General features: G+C 38.4%; 18 protein-coding genes and 1 tRNA gene. 3 read left to right on the forward strand and 16 right to left on the reverse strand.

Features of this window, described 5'->3' with window-relative positions:
* Nucleotides 1-211: 211 nt before the first annotated feature.
* The 6 genes from AC1M9I_RS02585 to rpoD all read right to left on the reverse strand — a co-directional run bounded on the left by AC1M9I_RS02585 (nucleotide 212) and on the right by rpoD (nucleotide 6,810).
* Nucleotides 212-1,606, reverse strand: a complete 1,395-nt coding sequence (locus AC1M9I_RS02585; RefSeq protein ID WP_035267885.1) for an APC family permease — start codon at nucleotides 1,604-1,606, stop codon at nucleotides 212-214.
* A gap of 267 nt (nucleotides 1,607-1,873) precedes the next feature.
* A complete protein-coding gene (locus AC1M9I_RS02590; protein ID WP_481591777.1) occupies nucleotides 1,874-3,058 on the reverse strand; it encodes an iron-containing alcohol dehydrogenase in 1,185 nt (394 codons plus the stop codon).
* A 2-nt stretch (nucleotides 3,059-3,060) separates the two neighbouring features.
* Nucleotides 3,061-3,594 carry a hypothetical protein gene (locus tag AC1M9I_RS02595; RefSeq protein ID WP_179997739.1) on the reverse strand — a complete coding sequence of 178 codons (534 nt, stop codon included), beginning with the start codon at nucleotides 3,592-3,594 and terminating at the stop codon, nucleotides 3,061-3,063.
* A 77-nt stretch (nucleotides 3,595-3,671) separates the two neighbouring features.
* The gene (gene lipB, locus AC1M9I_RS02600) at nucleotides 3,672-4,328 is read right to left on the reverse strand and encodes a lipoyl(octanoyl) transferase LipB (RefSeq protein ID WP_481594387.1); all 657 of its coding nucleotides are present in this window, start codon (nucleotides 4,326-4,328) and stop codon (nucleotides 3,672-3,674) included.
* Nucleotides 4,329-4,457: 129 nt separating this feature from the next.
* On the reverse strand, nucleotides 4,458-4,745 hold the full coding sequence (locus AC1M9I_RS02605) for a YbeD family protein (protein WP_481593109.1): 288 nt from the start codon (nucleotides 4,743-4,745) through the stop codon (nucleotides 4,458-4,460).
* A gap of 127 nt (nucleotides 4,746-4,872) precedes the next feature.
* Nucleotides 4,873-6,810: an RNA polymerase sigma factor RpoD gene (gene rpoD, locus AC1M9I_RS02610; RefSeq protein ID WP_228133303.1), complete on the reverse strand. Its 1,938-nt coding sequence runs from the start codon at nucleotides 6,808-6,810 to the stop codon at nucleotides 4,873-4,875.
* A gap of 297 nt (nucleotides 6,811-7,107) precedes the next feature.
* Here rpoD and AC1M9I_RS02615 point away from each other — a divergent pair, with 297 nt between their 5' ends.
* Complete coding sequence (locus AC1M9I_RS02615) at nucleotides 7,108-7,314, forward strand: PA3496 family putative envelope integrity protein (RefSeq protein ID WP_092766845.1); 207 nt, start codon at nucleotides 7,108-7,110, stop codon at nucleotides 7,312-7,314.
* 66 nt (nucleotides 7,315-7,380) lie between these two features.
* Entirely contained in the window at nucleotides 7,381-7,905 is a 525-nt protein-coding gene (locus AC1M9I_RS02620) for a YecA/YgfB family protein (protein ID WP_179997742.1), read from the forward strand.
* Between the two features lie 26 nt (nucleotides 7,906-7,931).
* Here AC1M9I_RS02620 and AC1M9I_RS02625 read toward each other — a convergent pair whose 3' ends face one another.
* Both AC1M9I_RS02625 and trhO read right to left on the reverse strand, forming a co-directional pair.
* Nucleotides 7,932-8,540 (reverse strand): DedA family protein, encoded by a 609-nt coding sequence (locus tag AC1M9I_RS02625; protein ID WP_481594386.1) that lies wholly within the window; start codon nucleotides 8,538-8,540, stop codon nucleotides 7,932-7,934.
* Nucleotides 8,541-9,144: 604 nt separating this feature from the next.
* Nucleotides 9,145-10,077 (reverse strand): oxygen-dependent tRNA uridine(34) hydroxylase TrhO, encoded by a 933-nt coding sequence (gene trhO / locus AC1M9I_RS02630; protein WP_481594384.1) that lies wholly within the window; start codon nucleotides 10,075-10,077, stop codon nucleotides 9,145-9,147.
* A gap of 91 nt (nucleotides 10,078-10,168) precedes the next feature.
* Between trhO and AC1M9I_RS02635 the strand changes: the two genes are divergently transcribed.
* Nucleotides 10,169-10,675 (forward strand): DUF1289 domain-containing protein, encoded by a 507-nt coding sequence (locus AC1M9I_RS02635; protein ID WP_481610640.1) that lies wholly within the window; start codon nucleotides 10,169-10,171, stop codon nucleotides 10,673-10,675.
* Between the two features lie 58 nt (nucleotides 10,676-10,733).
* Here AC1M9I_RS02635 and panD read toward each other — a convergent pair whose 3' ends face one another.
* The 8 genes from panD to AC1M9I_RS02675 all read right to left on the reverse strand — a co-directional run bounded on the left by panD (nucleotide 10,734) and on the right by AC1M9I_RS02675 (nucleotide 16,471).
* Nucleotides 10,734-11,114 carry an aspartate 1-decarboxylase gene (gene panD, locus AC1M9I_RS02640; RefSeq protein ID WP_035269276.1) on the reverse strand — a complete coding sequence of 127 codons (381 nt, stop codon included), beginning with the start codon at nucleotides 11,112-11,114 and terminating at the stop codon, nucleotides 10,734-10,736.
* Between the two features lie 147 nt (nucleotides 11,115-11,261).
* Entirely contained in the window at nucleotides 11,262-11,840 is a 579-nt protein-coding gene (gene pth, locus AC1M9I_RS02645) for an aminoacyl-tRNA hydrolase (protein WP_035269278.1), read from the reverse strand.
* A gap of 19 nt (nucleotides 11,841-11,859) precedes the next feature.
* Nucleotides 11,860-12,156 carry a 50S ribosomal protein L25 gene (gene rplY, locus AC1M9I_RS02650; RefSeq protein ID WP_179997745.1) on the reverse strand — a complete coding sequence of 99 codons (297 nt, stop codon included), beginning with the start codon at nucleotides 12,154-12,156 and terminating at the stop codon, nucleotides 11,860-11,862.
* Between the two features lie 98 nt (nucleotides 12,157-12,254).
* Nucleotides 12,255-13,208 (reverse strand): ribose-phosphate pyrophosphokinase, encoded by a 954-nt coding sequence (locus AC1M9I_RS02655; RefSeq protein WP_035269283.1) that lies wholly within the window; start codon nucleotides 13,206-13,208, stop codon nucleotides 12,255-12,257.
* 36 nt (nucleotides 13,209-13,244) lie between these two features.
* A tRNA-Gln gene (locus tag AC1M9I_RS02660) sits at nucleotides 13,245-13,319 on the reverse strand.
* A gap of 5 nt (nucleotides 13,320-13,324) precedes the next feature.
* Entirely contained in the window at nucleotides 13,325-14,155 is an 831-nt protein-coding gene (ispE, locus tag AC1M9I_RS02665; protein WP_481593088.1) for a 4-(cytidine 5'-diphospho)-2-C-methyl-D-erythritol kinase, read from the reverse strand.
* A 12-nt stretch (nucleotides 14,156-14,167) separates the two neighbouring features.
* Nucleotides 14,168-14,752, reverse strand: a complete 585-nt coding sequence (gene lolB / locus AC1M9I_RS02670; RefSeq protein WP_481610641.1) for a lipoprotein insertase outer membrane protein LolB — start codon at nucleotides 14,750-14,752, stop codon at nucleotides 14,168-14,170.
* Nucleotides 14,753-14,758: 6 nt separating this feature from the next.
* Nucleotides 14,759-16,471 (reverse strand): tetratricopeptide repeat protein, encoded by a 1,713-nt coding sequence (locus AC1M9I_RS02675; RefSeq protein ID WP_481610642.1) that lies wholly within the window; start codon nucleotides 16,469-16,471, stop codon nucleotides 14,759-14,761.
* Between the last annotated feature and the right edge of the window lie 28 nt (nucleotides 16,472-16,499).

A 16,499-nucleotide genomic window follows, 5' to 3' on the forward strand; every position in this document is an offset into this window, starting at 1 on the left:
ACAAATATGTAATTTTTTGCCAATCATTTTTTATTTAATTTCATGTATTTGCGTTTAAATGTGTTATTTGTCTCATTATTTTGAAATAAAGCTGCATATTATGATGTAGAGTTTATTTTTTAAATAATAAATTTTGATTGATGTTTGATCATTTTGGTCAATTTCCATGATAAAAAAAGGCGCCTAAGCGCCTTTTCTAAAAAATCAATTTTTAACGATCATTAAACTCATCATGTTGTGGAGCAGGGTATTTAAAGCCTTTGGTTTTATAACCTAAATACAAAATACCACCAATCGCCCAAATCAAACCATATTTAAGCGATGCTTGATCGACCTCTAACCACAATGCAAATACTGCAATAAAGCCGAGTAATGGTACGATAACGAAATTAATAATTTCTTTCGCTGTTTTAGTACGACCATCGCGTAACGCATAGCGTGAGATAACAGATAAGTTCACAAAGCTAAATGCTGTTAACGCACCGAAGCTAATTAATGAAATGACAAAGTCTAAATCCATAAAACCAGCGGTTAATGCGACTGCACCTACAATCATGATGTTATATGATGGAGTGAAGTTTTTAGGGCTGATGTGACCAAAAATTTTCTTATTGATGACACCATCGCGTCCCATAACATACATAAGGCGTGATACACCTGCATGTGCAGAAATACCTGATGCCATAACAGTAATGATGGCAAATGCAAGCACATAAGACTGGAACAAAGATCCACCAACCAACAACAAAATTTCAGGTTGAGTTTCTGCAATATTCTGGAAGTATGATCCCGGATTATTAGGGAAATAGATCTGCATGAAGTAAGTGCTGACGATAAAGATAATCCCTGCAATTAAAGCAGTTAAGAAAATTGCTTTTGGTAGCGTTTTCTCAGTATCTTTAGTTTCTTCAGCGAGAGAACTGAGTGAGTCAAATCCTGTAAATGAGAAGCAGAGTAATGTTGCACCTGTGATCAAGGCACCCACTGAAGTTAACTCATTCCAAAATGGTTCTAAACTCCAAAGTTGGTAGCGTTGTTCAGCAGAGATTGGACCATCCGCGTTATATCCCATTTGGAGCTTGGTATAGACCATCCATGTAAATACAGCGATCACAATTAATTGTACGAATACAATTAAGCTGTTGAAATTTGCAACAAATCGCGCACCACGAAGGTTAATACCTGTCATAAATGCTGTTAACACAATGACCCAGACCCAATGATTGACATCAGGGAATAAAGCCTCAAGATAAATCACCGCAAGGATGATGTTGACCATGGGGGAGAGCAGGTAATCTAACCATGATGACCAGCCAACCATAAAACCAACGTTAGGGTGGATAGATTTTTGAGCATAGGTATACGCTGAACCTGAAGATGGATATCTACGGATCATATGACCATAACTCAATGAAGTCAGTAGGATTGCAACAAGTGCAAAAATATATGATGTAGGAACGTGGAAATTACTTTCTTCTGATACCAAACCGAAAGTATCAAACAACGTCATTGGCTGAATATAAGCTAAACCGATAATAATGATGTGCCAGAGTCCTAGCGTTTTTTGCAGTTTAGCTGCCGATTGAGTCCCAGTTATATTAGTCAACGGCTTTATCCTCTTAATCGTTGATCAAGGATCAGTCAAATCAATTAAGGATCGTTTGAGACGAACGATCCCCCCTAATGTTTTTTCAAAAGTGCGCCAATCTAAACCAAATTGATGCAGTTTGTCAGTAGTTTGTGCGAGTTTTTTTAGCAGGATTTATGCCAAAGATATTGAACTCATGAGTTAAAACAACTAACAAATGAAAAGCCTGATGTCTAAAAAAACATCAGGCTAGTTTTAAGCGTATCTTTACTTATTTTGAGAAAATTACCAAGCTTTTTCTAAGATAGATTTCAAATCTTTTAATGTTGCTTCTTTAGGGTTGAAAATGATTGATCCGTCATTTAACGCTTTTTCGGCAACTTCATCTAATTGAGATTGCGTAACTTTGCCTGTCTCACGTAATGTACGTGGCAGTTTAGTTAAATCATAAATGCGATCACGCATTGTGTTGATAATCGCAATAGCTTTATCTGCACGTTGATTTGCTGGTGTCTGTGCATAGATATCAGTACCTGCAAGCGGTAATAACAGATCAGCAATCTTATCGCCATTCACATCCTTGTTGTAATCGAGCACATAAGGGAGGAATAAGTTCATGCACAAACCATGTGGTAAGTGAGCAACTGCACCTAGAGCGTGTCCAAGAGAGTGAACAATACCGACCATTGCATTTGAGAATGCAATTCCAGCCATGGTTGATGCTTGAGCAAGTTCTAAACGGGCATCAGCATCTTTTGGATTTTCCAAAACTTTAAACAAGTTTTCACTAATTTTTTTAATTGCAGCAGTAGCGTAAGCATCACTGATAGGATTCGCTGCCAAACACGTATAGGCCTCAACTGCATGTGTCATTGCATCCATTCCTGTCATTGCTGTGAGGTGTGGAGGTAATGTTAAAGTCATACGTGGATCTAAAATTGCAGCACTAGGCATTAAATATTTTGAAGCAAATGCCATTTTTTGATTATTCGCTGTATCTGAAACCACAGCAACCATCGTGACTTCAGAACCTGTACCTGATGTTGTTGGGATAACAAAAAAAGGCTTTAATGGGCGAGGTAGGTTGTGAGCTCCTGAATATTTCAGCAGATCATCACCTCCTTCGGAGACGAGAATATTGGCAGCTTTAGCTGTGTCGATGACTGAACCACCACCAATTGCAATGATGGCATCGCATTGATTGTTACGATACATCTCAGTCACGGCTTTTACTGTTTCTAAACTTGAGTCCGGTGGAACTTCATCAAAAATTGAGCCAATTTTTACTTCTGTCGCTGCAAAAGCAGCTTCCACTGGTTCAAGTAGACCATTGGCACGTACGCCTTTGTCTGTGATGATGAGTGGTTTTTTTGAACCCATTGAATCTAGCTCAAATGGAATGTGTTCAAGCGCAGCATTACCAGCAATCACTTTAACTGGACAGAAAAATTCATAATATGGTTTAGCCATGCTTAAGCACTCCCTTTAATATATGACTGAGCAACTTTGAGATAAATATTTGCTGCACCTGTCAATTTTTCTTTTAATGACAGATTGACCGGATATTCTTTGACTGCAAGTTCAGCGACTAATTTTGGAAGAATAAGGGCTTCCATTTTATTCAGACAACGCACTAAACGTATTGCATGACCTAAATCGCCATCAGCAATCATACGGTCATTTGCAAATGCTTGTGCAGTACTTTCTTGGAAAGAAAATACCAAAAAAGCATGATGCATATGTTTAAAGGTAATCGTTAAATCTGGTTTTTTTGATGCATGGTCGACTAAGACAAGTTGATGTTGTGGATTCACTTGTGCAATAAAAGCCGCATCACTGTTGAAAACGTCCATTGAAATCGTGAAGCCGACAGGAAATTTAGCAATTTCCTGTTTTATTTCTTCATCGACTTGACTTGCCATCGCTAAGCCTCTGCCAATCACGTCAAGCATGAGTTTGACATAAGCTTGTTCTAGCGCGGGCTTTACAGAGTTAATAGAAATCACTCACTTGTCCCTTATCACATAGTTTTATAATTTAGAGTAAATACTCTAAAATTATCTAATGACAAAGTAAAGGAGTTTTAATGATCTTTCACGATAATTTGACTGAACAGGTCACTTTTTTCGAGATAGACAATGAGGTCTTTAACTAACATATCAAAACTTGGGTAGGGATTTATCAAATCAGAGATTCTGACCATTTCAAGACCTGCATAACCACATGGATTAATAGTTTGGAAGCCTTCCAGTTCACAATCTATATTAAGTGAGAGTCCATGATAACTGCGACCTTTTCGGATTTTAAAGCCGAGAGATCCAATTTTTCTACTATCAACATAAACACCAGGTGCATCTGGTTTAGCATAGGCTTCGATACCGTATTTTTTTAATAAATCGATCATGACATTTTCTGCATAGCTGACTAAAGTACGGACATTCCAGCCTAATCGATTTAAATCAAACATAAAATATGCAACTAATTGTCCTGGACCATGCCAAGTGACTTGTCCACCACGATCAGTTTGAACAACTGGGACATGGCTAGGCACTAATATATGTTCTGGTTTGCCAGCTTGTCCTTGGGTAAGCACAGAATTGTGCTGCAAAATCCAAAATTCATCTGCTGTTTGTTCGTCACGCTGTTCTGTCATCAGCTTCATTTCATGGAAGTGATCTTCATAAGAAGTGGTTTGGGTATAGTGACGAATAATCAATTGAGGTTTGGTTTTGACATCCACGGAGGTTGAGGCTCACATTCAAAAATAAGTTTTATTATAGACAATATTGTTGAATTAAGTGTGACCTAGGCACATACTTGATGAATAATTAACAAACATAAAAAAACACGCATGAAGCGTGTTTTTTTATTAAAGTGCAGTTTTAATTAAAGGGCAAGCAGCCAAGTCTGCATAAACTTGATGTACTTGCTCAAGCTCTTCAAAACGAAGTTGCGCAGTAATTGAATGATACTTGCCTGTACGCGATGGTGTAATTGTCATTGCATTACCATCAAAATCAGGGAAGTGTTTAACAAAAATGTCATTCACTGCTTTGCGTAAATCCTCACCTGCAAGACCAATCAATTTAATTGGATAGTCCATCGGAAACATCCAAAGATGCTCTTGTAATTCGCGTGATGGAGTGCGATCGATCATGTCAGTCATAGGACACCTCATTAGTAAAAATACCTGCTATGCGCAGGTATTTAGAATTATTTGCTACACGCTTTATATTATGGGGGAGTGTCCCCCATATTCAAGCCTGTATTATCCTATGGATAGATTAGTCATTCTCAAGGAACGAACGTAAATGTTCAGAACGCGACGGATGACGTAATTTGCGTAACGCTTTTGCTTCAATCTGACGAATACGTTCGCGTGTTACATCAAACTGTTTACCAACTTCTTCCAAAGTGTGGTCTGTCGGCATATCAATACCAAAACGCATCTTCAAGACTTTAGCTTCACGTTCAGTCAGGTTTTCAAGTACCTCACGTGTTGCTTCTTTCAAGCCTTCAGAAGTGGCAGCATCAACTGGTGAAGTGATGTTACCATCTTCAATGAAGTCACCAAGATGAGAGTCTTCATCATCACCGATCGGTGTTTCCATTGAAATCGGTTCTTTAGCGATCTTAAGCACTTTACGAACTTTGACTTCGTCCATTTCAAGGCGTTCACCTAACTCTTCAGGTGTAGGTTCACGTCCCATTTCTTGAAGCAATTGACGAGATACGCGGTTGATCTTGTTAATGGTTTCAATCATATGGACAGGGATACGAATTGTACGTGCTTGGTCAGCAATTGAACGTGTAATCGCCTGACGAATCCACCAAGTTGCATAAGTCGAAAACTTATAACCACGACGGTATTCAAACTTATCTACGGCTTTCATTAAGCCAATGTTACCTTCCTGAATCAGATCGAGGAACTGTAAACCACGGTTGGTATATTTTTTCGCAATGGAGATGACCAAACGTAAGTTCGCCTCAACCATTTCTTTTTTAGCACGACGTGCTTTTGCTTCACCAATCGCCATACGTTTAGAAATATCTTTAATTTCGCGTACAGTAAGGTCGAGATCTTTTTCGATATCAGCGATTTTTTGTTGGAAAGCAAGAACGTCAGGGCGTACTTTCTCTAAGTATGGTTTTTGGTCAGCAGTGGCTTTAGCAATTTGCTCATCTAACCAAGCTGGGTTTGATTCTTGACCAGGGAACGTTGTACGGAATTGAGTACGATCCATACGACCACGACGAACTGCGTAGCGCATTACTTCACGTTCTGCTGTACGAATTTGTTCATGCGTGCCACGAATCATTTCAGAAATGATGTCAAACAAACGTGGTGTGAACTTAAACATCATAAAGACGGTTGCGAGCGACTCAAGAGCTGCTTTACCTTCTTTACTGTTACGACCATGTTTTGCGATCGCATCTTTAGTCGCATTCCACGCAGCTTCTAACTCTGCAAAACGCACTTTTGCGATTTCAGGGTCTGGACCTGAATCACCCTCAGAATCATCATCACTTTCAGACTCTTCTTCATCATCGTCATCAAGTTTTACATCTTTAGTTGGTTTAGTCTCTGTTTCTTCTTCAAGATCAGCATCAACTTCTTCTAAAACTTCTGGAATTTCTTCATCAGACTCTGGATCTAAATAGCCTGAAAGGATATCGGCTAAACGACGCTCGCCAGTTTCGTAATCTTTATATTCTTGTAATACAACTTCAACCGCATTTGGCCAATAAGCAATTGAGTTTAAAACGTCACGAATACCTTCTTCGATACGTTTTGCAATCTGAATTTCGCCTTCACGAGTCAACAGTTCAACTGTTCCCATTTCTCGCATATACATACGAACAGGGTCAGTTGTACGACCAGGCTCATTTTCTACAGATGCTAAAACTGCAGCTGCTTCTTCTTCAGCAACTTCGTCAGTCGTTTCTGCGCTACTACCATCAAACATTGCATCGTCAGATTCTGGCGCACGTTCGTGTACAGGAATGCCGACGTCTTGAAGCATCTGAATGATATCTTCAATCTGTTCGCTTTCAGTGATCGAGTCTGGGAGATGATCGTTAACCTCAGCGTAGGTTAAGTAACCTTGTTCTTTGCCTCGGCTAATCAGAGCCGCTACTTGTGAAGTAGGGGAATGCATATCGCTCATCTTTGCTCTCTTCTCGTTGAATCTGTGGCGGGGAAAAACCGTGCATTCTAGCACAATTAACTTATCTTTAGTATCGTATTAACTCAGTATAATTGGTTTTGAAAACCAATGAATTAAGTTGTTTAAGTCAATATTGGGTCAAAATTGTTCATTTCAAGCACATCATGATTTTTATTTTAAACCAACAATAAGGCTCTGATCCTTGATTAAATAATGACATATTTTTTTGTCCAAAAAAAACTAAAATTTGTATAAATATCAGCGAAAAATAAAATAAAACTTGACAAGTATTCTGAACAAAGATAAATAGCGCCTAGCCCCATTCATTTTTTCACACATGAGGTAGTTTTAGTGTCTTCTACAGATTTTGAACTAGATGATAACTACGGTGATGATGATGTTAGTTTTGATGAAACTACGAGCAAAATTAGCGCCAAAGAATCATTAGAAAAGCGTCGCTTGATTGATGACTTACTTGCACAGCGTCGTTTAGATCGTGAATTGAAAGATCTTGAATATGATTTTGACGATGATGATTTCGACGATGATGAAGACTAAATTAGATTGGGTATCCTGATCTAAAATGTTATTCTACGAAATTAAGATACAACCTTTGGAAATATAATGAGTGCATTAGATTTAGACTTGTTAAGTGACTACTTAGATGGCGACCAAAATGAGCATGGTCTAGATTTTGCTGCAACTCATGGTTTTTTGTGTGCGACAGCTGTAGGTCCACAATTTGATCGTTGGTTGGATGAATTATTTGACAATAATCAAAAGAAAGTGCCTGCAGAGATCGTAGCTCAAATTAAACTTTGGTTAGAAGATTTACGTCAAAAACTTGCCAATGAAGAAGGTATTGAATTTCCTTTTGAAATTGAAGAAGCAGATGTAGAGTCAAGCCTTGGGGATTGGAGTGTAGGCTTTGTCGATGCAATGTTCTTAAATGAAGATGCATGGTTCACACCTGAGTTTGAAGAGCAATTGGTTGATCTCACTCTGCCAATTATGGTGTTTAGTGGAGTTGACGAAGAAGATCCTCAAATGGAGTCTTTCCGCCGTAACGGTCAATTGATGGATGAGCTTGCAGAAGAAATTCCAGATAACTTGAATGAATTGTATTTGATGTATCATACGCCGAACTAATTAAAAAGCACCGTAAGGTGCTTTTTTTATTTTGAGTTCTTTCTTTTTTGTCTGCGGTACACAATCCAAATGATTATGCTGATCACAATAGCAATAATTAGATAGCTTACTTGGCTAAATATTTTGTGCATCATTTCAGTATTATTTCCAAAATAATAACCCACATATGCTAAAAAGGTGGTCCATATAACCGTGCCTAAACCACTATAAAACATAAACTTTGCAAAAGGCATTTTGCTCATGCCTGCAGGTATGCTAATCAGGGATCGTACTGCTGGAACCATACGTCCAAAAAAAACGATTCGATGTCCATATCTTTCAAACCATTCTAATGATTTATCAACATCAGCTACTTTAATAAATAAATACTTGCCATATTTCTCAACAAACGCATAGAGCTTTTGATCAGAGATCTTACGTCCTAACCAATACAGCGTAGCGGCAGCTAAGAGCGAACCTATACTTCCTGAAATAATGACACCGATCAAAAGTAATTGACCCTGAGAAGCGGTATAGCCAGCTGAAGGCATAATAATCTCTGAGGGTATAGGTGGAAAAACATTATCGAGAAACATCAATAGAGCAATGCCGAAATAGCCCAATTGCTCCATCACTGAAATGATCCAATCTTTCATAAGTGATTTGTATTTTAAAGTTAAACCTATGCTAGATGTTTTTAAGAAAAAATACAGTGAAATTAAGTTAATGCATTAGTTTAGGATGTTGAATTTGTATAAGTGTATGAACATAGACTTCTCGTAGGATATAGCTGAAGAGAAAGGGAGCTATGCTAATGATGAAGATAAGACTCATTGAGTTTCTCATCTGAAAACCGATTGCCAAAGCAATAATTGCGCCGATACAAGCACCTAACGTTACGATAAAATAATGGGATTGGTTACGTATATGCAATTTAACATCAGAATTAAGTGAATCGATATATATAAATTTTAAATGTGTCGGTACAGCTGATACACGATCTAAATGATTATGGTGAGCAAAATTTCGTTGAACAGGAAGATATTTGAATGGCACTCGATTCATGACTTTCATCCTTGAGCTAAATTTATTTCCTTCGTATTAAATTTATCTGAATGACTTCATGTGTTTTGTGTTGTTATAAAATAACTTTGTAATGGTGATATATCAGAATTGAAATTTTGTTTGTTCAATGTAAAAAGCGTCATCTACACTGTAATGTAGACAACGCTTTTGTAAGTTAAATAAAATATTTTTTATTTAGAGGCGTTTACGTTTTGCAGCAATAATCTGAGACTGGCGCATACGGAAACCTTCTTTCTGCTTTTCTGTTGTTTTATCGATACAATAAACACATGATACGCCATGTTCGTAACTTGGTAATGCTACTTCTTCAGGGGTTAATGGCCAACCACAAGCATGGCACTTCACATTTTGACCTTCTTCCACTCCGTGTGTAACCGCAGTACGACCATCAAAAACAAAGCATTCACCTTCCCATAAACTTTCTTCAGGAGGGGTTTCTTCTAAATATTTAAGAATACCACCTTTGAGGTGATATACCTCTTTAAAGCCTTCTTGAAGAAGTAGTGAAGTTGATTTTTCACAACGAATTCCACCTGTACAAAACATGGCAATCTTTTTATCTTTATGCTGTTCAAGATTGTTTTTTACATATTCAGGGAATTCGCGGAACGTTTCAGTTTTCGGATCAATTGCCCCTTTGAATGTGCCTGCTTTGTATTCGTAATCATTTCTTGTATCGACTAAGATCACGTCATCACGTGCAATGAGTTCGTTCCATTCTTTAGGGTCTAGATAGTGACCAACTAAGTCGCGTGGCTTCACTGGAACACCTAAAGTCACGATTTCTTTTTTATGTTTGATTTTCATTTTACGGAATGGTTTTTCGTCACTGTGTGACTCTTTATATTCCATGTCATTAAATCCTTCATTTAAAAGGAATTGATGAATGACATCAATTGCATGGCGGTCACCTGCAACTGTTCCGTTAATCCCTTCATGGGCAACAATAAGAGTACCGCATAGGTTGATGGTTTTTACCAACTCAAGTAATTTTTGTTGAAGTGCTAGAGAATCTACAACTTCTTTAAATTGATAAAGTGCCGCAACAACCCAACCAGTGGTCGCTTGCTGTTCTACAGGTGCAAGCTGTTCTACAGTAGCGTTCATGGAGTACTCCAAATGTATTAATATAGGGATAAAATCAGGCGCGTATTCTAACGCGATTTTTGAAAATATGCGAGAAAGCCATAGAAAATTTATGGTTTTATATGAGGAAAATGTTTTGAATACAGCGCGTCGAATCCCTTCATTAACACCATGTGCGGGACGTTGTTCAACAGTGTTTGGTGATGCGGTATGTCGTGGTTGTCGACGTTTTAATCATGAAGTGATTCAATGGAATACTTATAATGAGGAACAACGACTGAGTATTTGGAAACGTTTAGATCAACAACTGGATCAAATTTTGGTTCCAATGCTTCCTCATGCTCAACTTTCTGAGGTGGAAAAATTCATTGAATCAAAAAGAATCCGAGTATTGGAGAATGCTTCAAAAGGCCGAAAATTATATCATGCGCTTAAAATTTGTGAAAAAAACAAGTATTTAGCAGAGCAGAGTGGTTTAGGTATTTCAGCTCCACATGTTAAACCGATCTGGACTGAGTTTGAACGTCGGGTTCTAGCTTTGGCGAATGCCAGTTATGAATTAGCTTGGTTAAGAGCAGATGGGATTAGCCAGAGCTTGCAGTTGGTGGATGAAGAGTAATTCTATGATAATTTGTTATAAAAAAAACTCGCTCAAGTAAGCGAGTTTTAGTCAATCATTAAGCAACTTGGACAGGAATACAATTTGCTGTGTGATTCACAGTGTTATCTGGATTTGCATAAACCAAACGTGGTTTATGTGCATCAGCTTCTGCAACAGTAAAATCACCGAAAGTCGCGATAATAATAATGTCACCTAAATCTGCTTGGTGAGCAGCACCACCATTTACAGAAATAATGCCTGAGTTTTCTTCACCACGGATTGCGTAAGTTGTAAAACGCTTGCCATTAGTTACATTCCAAATATGAATTTCTTCATATTCACGAATACCAGCTAAATCTAGTAATACACCATCAATTGCACATGAACCTTCATAATGAAGTTCAGCTTGTGTTACAACTGCACGGTGGATTTTAGCTTTTAATAAACGAGATAGCATGGGAAGCGTCTCCTGAGTTGTTCTAAGATTGTTTTATTATCTAGAAACAACAGTTTTTTAATTTGGGTGAAGCATTTGAAAGCGCATTTTGCCCTCAAATTTTCATCGTGGCAAGAAAAATTGTTGAACAAAAATTAAATTTATCAACTACGGTTTGTAGGCATTTATTTGATTCATTGCCTGCTGAATTTCACCATTCACTAATAATTTTGTACGACTTAGTGCATGATGAATTGCATCATCAATGAGCGTTTGTTCACTTGAGGGTGCTTTACCTAGAACATGACCTGATACACGGTCTTTTGATCCAGGGTGTCCAATTCCAATACGTAAACGATGGAAGTTGGGACCTGTATGAGGAACAATGTCACGTAAACCGTTATGACCACCATGACCACCACCCGTTTTAAGGCGAATAATGCCTGGGTCCATATCAAGTTCATCGTGAGCAATAAGCATTGCTTCTGGAGAGATTTGGTAGAATTTTGCGAAGGGTACAACACTTTGACCAGAACGGTTCATAAAGGTTGAAGGTAATAAAAGTCGAACGTCTTGTCCTTCCACATTACCACGACCACTTAATCCATTAAATTTAGGGTCATTTTTAAGTGTTATGCCATATTGTTCTGCAAGACGTTCTACATACCAGAAGCCTGCATTATGGCGGGTTTGAGCATACTCTTTACCAGGGTTGCCCAAACCAACAATCAGTGAAATATGAGACACTAATTTACACCATCAACACTTATGCGCGTTTGAAGTCAGCGTGCATTGGAGTGTTTTTAGCTGGGTGACGTTGTAAAGCTTGGATTTTAACGCTTTCAACTTTACCATCAACATCAATTTCGATTACTTCTTCAAAGAAAGCGTTGTCTTCTAAGAATTTAACAAGCTGACGAAGCTCAAGTGTAATTGCTACAGGTGCAGCATCACCACCATAGATGATAGCAGGAACTTTAGATTGAAGACGAAGGCGGCGGCTCGCACCTTTCCCTTGTACTGCTTCTTCACGTGCTACTGCATTTAATACGAAGTTTGCCATGAGAGACATCCTATTTAAGTTAAGTGAACTAGATCTGCGACCGATCTAGTGATAGAAAGCCCTACCAAAAGGCAGGGCTTTAAAATTTTAGCGCTCTATTATAGATAAGAATCAAACATTGCGCTAATAGATTCTTCGTTGTTAATACGACGAATTGTTTCAGCAACCATACTCGCAACTGAAACTTGGCGAATCTTACCAAGAGCTAAAGCTTCTTCTGAAAGCGGAATTGTATCTGTCACAACAAGTTCGTCGATAACAGAGTTTTTCAAATTCTCGATCGCTTTACCAGATAAAACAGGGTGAGTAGCATATGCTACGACACGACGCGCACCAAAAGTCTTCAATGCATCAGCGGCTTTACATAAAGTACCAGCTGTATCAACCATGTCATCAACGATCACGCAGTCGCGATCTTTAACATCACCAATCAAATGCATCACTTGTGATTCATTTGCTTTTTGACGACGTTTGTCGATGATAGCTAAATCGATATCGCCCATTTGTTTCGCAACAGCACGAGCACGAACAACACCACCAACGTCTGGCGAAACAACCATAAGGTTGTCATGAGACTGTTGACGTAAGTCAGCTAAAAGCGCTGGCGTACCGTAAATGTTGTCTACAGGGATGTCGAAGAAACCTTGAATTTGGTCAGCATGAAGATCGATCATCACAACACGGTCAATACCTACAGTTGTTAGCATATCTGCTACTACTTTTGCGGTAATTGGAACACGTGAAGAACGAGGACGACGGTCTTGGCGAGCATAACCGAAATAAGGAATCACAGCAGTGATACGACCAGCACTTGCACGACGCAATGCATCTGCCATCACTAAGATTTCCATAAGGTTATCATTAGTTGGAGCACAAGTAGGCTGAACGATGAATACGTCTTTACCACGGACATTCTCAGTGATTTCGACAGCGATTTCACCATCAGAGAATTGACCTACAGATGCAGCACCTAGAGGGATATGCAAGTGGCTAACGACTTTTTGGGCGAATTGTGGATGCGCAGTTCCACTAAAAACGACAAGATTGGGCATGAAGCACCCTTGGCGGTTGAAATGTATAGAATGAGATGGCAGGGGCGGCTGGATTCGAACCAACGGATGGCGAGATCAAAACCCGCTGCCTTACCACTTGGCGACGCCCCTATCATTTAAACGATGATTTGATTCAATGGTGATTGTTCTAAACTATTCACTAAGTAAGCTTTACAAGGTGAATGAGCAAGAATGTCATCAATGTTCATTTCAGTCGTTACTTCAGTAAAAACACAAGCACCTGTACCTGTAAGTTTTGCAACACCGAACTGATCTAAATATTGCATTGCTTCATCGACTTCAGCATATAGACTTCTTGCCAGAGGTTCAAAGTTATTTCTGAAATCAGATGGCTTTATCTGATAGGCGCAAAATTTAGAGGTCTTCGTGTCTCTTGTCAACGATTTTTGTGAAAAAAGCAGTTGAGTGCTGATAAAACAGTCAGGTTTTAACACAATGTATTGTTTTTGATCTAAGTCTATGAATGTTAAGTGTTCACCAATACCTTCTGCCCATGCATTACGACCATGGATAAAGATGGGAACATCAGCACCCAGTTGTACACCAATTTCTGCTAATTGATCACGATTTAAGCCACATTGCCAAATTTGATTCATGATTAATAATGCGGTAGCCGCATTTGAAGAACCACCACCAAGTCCTGCACCCATCGGTATATTTTTTTCGATGTTGACATGGATGCCTAAATTTTCACTTTTGGCATAAGGTTTCAGCATCATAATTGCACGATAAATCAAATTTTGCTCAAGACTTACTTCTGATAAGCCTGCAATGGAGATAGATTGATTAGAGCTTGGTGTAAATTCCATCCAATCACAAAGATCTATCAACTGAAAAATGGTTTGCAATTCATGGTAACCATTTTCACGGCGCCCCGTAATGTGTAAAAACAAATTCAGTTTTGCAGGGGAGGGTACACGAATCATAAATAATCAAACTTAACGATTTTGAATCACCATTGTAATACGATTTTCAGTTCCATCTTCAAGTTGTTGCTTCAAAATCAAACGGTTTGGTTGTGTAGATTGACCGTTGTAAGATAATTGAATATGCCAACCTTGTTCTTTAATTTCACTGATTCGCATCGATTCGTCTTTTTGAATTTCAGCTTCTTCTGTTGCTTGCTTAGCTTGTACCCAATCGACTAAATAAGTAATTGGTGCTTCCCAACCTGTTGCACGAAACAATAACTCTTCAGGTGAGTTGGCTGTAATTTCACCAGTTTTGGCACTGTTCAGTGTCACTTGACCAGGTTGACCTGAGATTTGAGTTTTACCGACTCCAAGAATTCCGCTTAACTCGATATCAAACTGTTCATCTTGCTGTTGCCAAGTAAAAAAAGCACTGCCTGATTGCTTGGGGGTCTTAACGCCAATTTTACCCTGAAGATTAAATTGATTTGATTGTTCAAGGTTTTGCGTTGTTGGCAGTGATGGTTGAGTTTGAATTGATTGACAGCCAGCTAACCCAAGAAGCGCACTACTTGTGGCAATCAGCAATAAGGATTTTAAATTTAAGATCATACAGTATTAACTCTTTTTGATATTTTGTGGCAACAATAAACTATCGAGTTGATCCAATTGAGGATGATTTGGATGATTTTGATGGAGTTGATGTAACACTTGGCTAAATTCTTCCAGTGAACCCAGCATGTAAAGCGATTTAGCATATCGAATGCCGATATTTGGACTTTGGCTGAGTTGATATGCTTTCGCAAGTACACGGGTGGAAGTGTCAAAATCGTTTTGAAGAAAGCAGATATAGCCTAAGGTATCTAAGATAGATGCTTGTTCTGGGGCATTGTCTAAAGCTTGTTCGGCATATTGTCTCGCCTCATCTAAACGACGATTTTGCAACGCCAGAGTATATGCATACGCATTTAGATATGTTGGGCTATTCGGTTCAATCGTGAGTAATTTTTTAAGTAATTCATCTAATTGATCGCGATCCGTAAATGGATCAAGTAATAAGACTTGAGAATATAAAATTTCAGGGTCATCAGTTAAGTTTTTAGCAGCTTCTTTGAGTAAGCCCAAAGCAGCTTTGTTATTGCCCATTTTTTTGAGTATTTCAGCTTGTGCTTGATATAAGAAACTCGCATATTGGGGGTAATTCACCCGTTCCTGAGTCAGAAAGCGCAGCGCATCACTTAAGCGATTTTGTTTGTCATAGATTGAAATTAGATTTCGTCTAGAAACCATATATAAATTACCATCTACAAGTCGATAATAAGCTTTAGCTGTTTCAAAATGTTGTTTTCGTTCAGCATTTAATGCCAAATAAAAATAAGCATCATTTTGATACTGTCCAGATGCACGTAGTTCGACCAAATACTGTTCAGCAAGCTCATATTCTTTGAGATCAATTGAGGTTAGACCAGCGATAAAAAGAGCTTCTTCCGAATCAGGCCATTTTTTGATAATGCGTTTTAATTTGCTTAAAGCCTGTTCATTTTTATTCAGTTTAATTAAGTAGCGGATTTCAGCCAGACTGAGCTCTAAATTATTACGATTTTTACGTGCACTTTTCTCAAACCATTTTAGCGTCTCTTCTTCGTCGCCTAAAGCCATGAGTAAGTTGGCTTTCAGTAAGATAAATCCTGTTGATTTGGGGCGTTTTTTTAACGCTTTATTTAAAGTAATTAAGGCATTTTCGATTTCATTATTTTGTGCTTGTAAACTCGCAATCAAAACGAGAATTGAAGGATTGTTACGCGTTTTACTATTATGCAAAGTGTTTAATAAATATGCTCGATCCTCAGGGGATTCTGGAGAAATGCCTTCAAGAATTTGTTCTAAATCTGATTCAGGATCTAAATTTAAAATATCATCGAGCACATCAGCAGCAAGTTCATATTCGTGTGACTTTAATGCGATATGCGCAAGATAGAATTTTGCAGGTACATCTTTGGGTTCTTGCACGACCCAATGGGTTGCAATATCTAAAGCGGCTTGTAAGTCGTTTTGTTCGAGTGCGACGTTAAGTGCACGTTGTTTTAAAGCTGTTGAACTGGTTTGGATTGCAAGTACGGTATAGTTGTGTAAAGCAGTCGGTGTGTCATGTGCAGCTAAAGCAAATTCTGCAACCATCGCCTGTTGTAAAACTTTATGATTTAAATTGGCATGGTAAAATTCTCCAGATGCTCTAATATGAGCACTGTAAGTCATGCTACTCACTAACAAGAGTGTGGTAGAATACTGTCGAATTGTTATGCCGGTTGTGCGGCTCATTGTTTGACGCAATTTTTTTATCCAAGTACTGCTTTTTATG

Source organism: Acinetobacter sp. ANC_7553, from assembly GCF_056779895.1.

Coding starts and splice junctions, on each gene's coding strand:
- AC1M9I_RS02590 (WP_481591777.1), bottom strand. CDS start 3,058: ATGGCTAAACCATATTATGAATTTTTCTGTCCAGTTAAAGTGATTGCT.
- AC1M9I_RS02605 (WP_481593109.1), bottom strand. CDS start 4,745: ATGATCGATCGCACTCCATCACGCGAATTACAAGAGCATCTTTGGATG.
- AC1M9I_RS02620 (WP_179997742.1), top strand. CDS start 7,381: ATGAGTGCATTAGATTTAGACTTGTTAAGTGACTACTTAGATGGCGAC.
- AC1M9I_RS02625 (WP_481594386.1), bottom strand. CDS start 8,540: ATGAAAGATTGGATCATTTCAGTGATGGAGCAATTGGGCTATTTCGGC.
- trhO (WP_481594384.1), bottom strand. CDS start 10,077: ATGAACGCTACTGTAGAACAGCTTGCACCTGTAGAACAGCAAGCGACC.
- AC1M9I_RS02635 (WP_481610640.1), top strand. CDS start 10,169: ATGGTTTTATATGAGGAAAATGTTTTGAATACAGCGCGTCGAATCCCT.
- panD (WP_035269276.1), bottom strand. CDS start 11,114: ATGCTATCTCGTTTATTAAAAGCTAAAATCCACCGTGCAGTTGTAACA.
- rplY (WP_179997745.1), bottom strand. CDS start 12,156: ATGGCAAACTTCGTATTAAATGCAGTAGCACGTGAAGAAGCAGTACAA.
- AC1M9I_RS02655 (WP_035269283.1), bottom strand. CDS start 13,208: ATGCCCAATCTTGTCGTTTTTAGTGGAACTGCGCATCCACAATTCGCC.
- ispE (WP_481593088.1), bottom strand. CDS start 14,155: ATGATTCGTGTACCCTCCCCTGCAAAACTGAATTTGTTTTTACACATT.
- lolB (WP_481610641.1), bottom strand. CDS start 14,752: ATGATCTTAAATTTAAAATCCTTATTGCTGATTGCCACAAGTAGTGCG.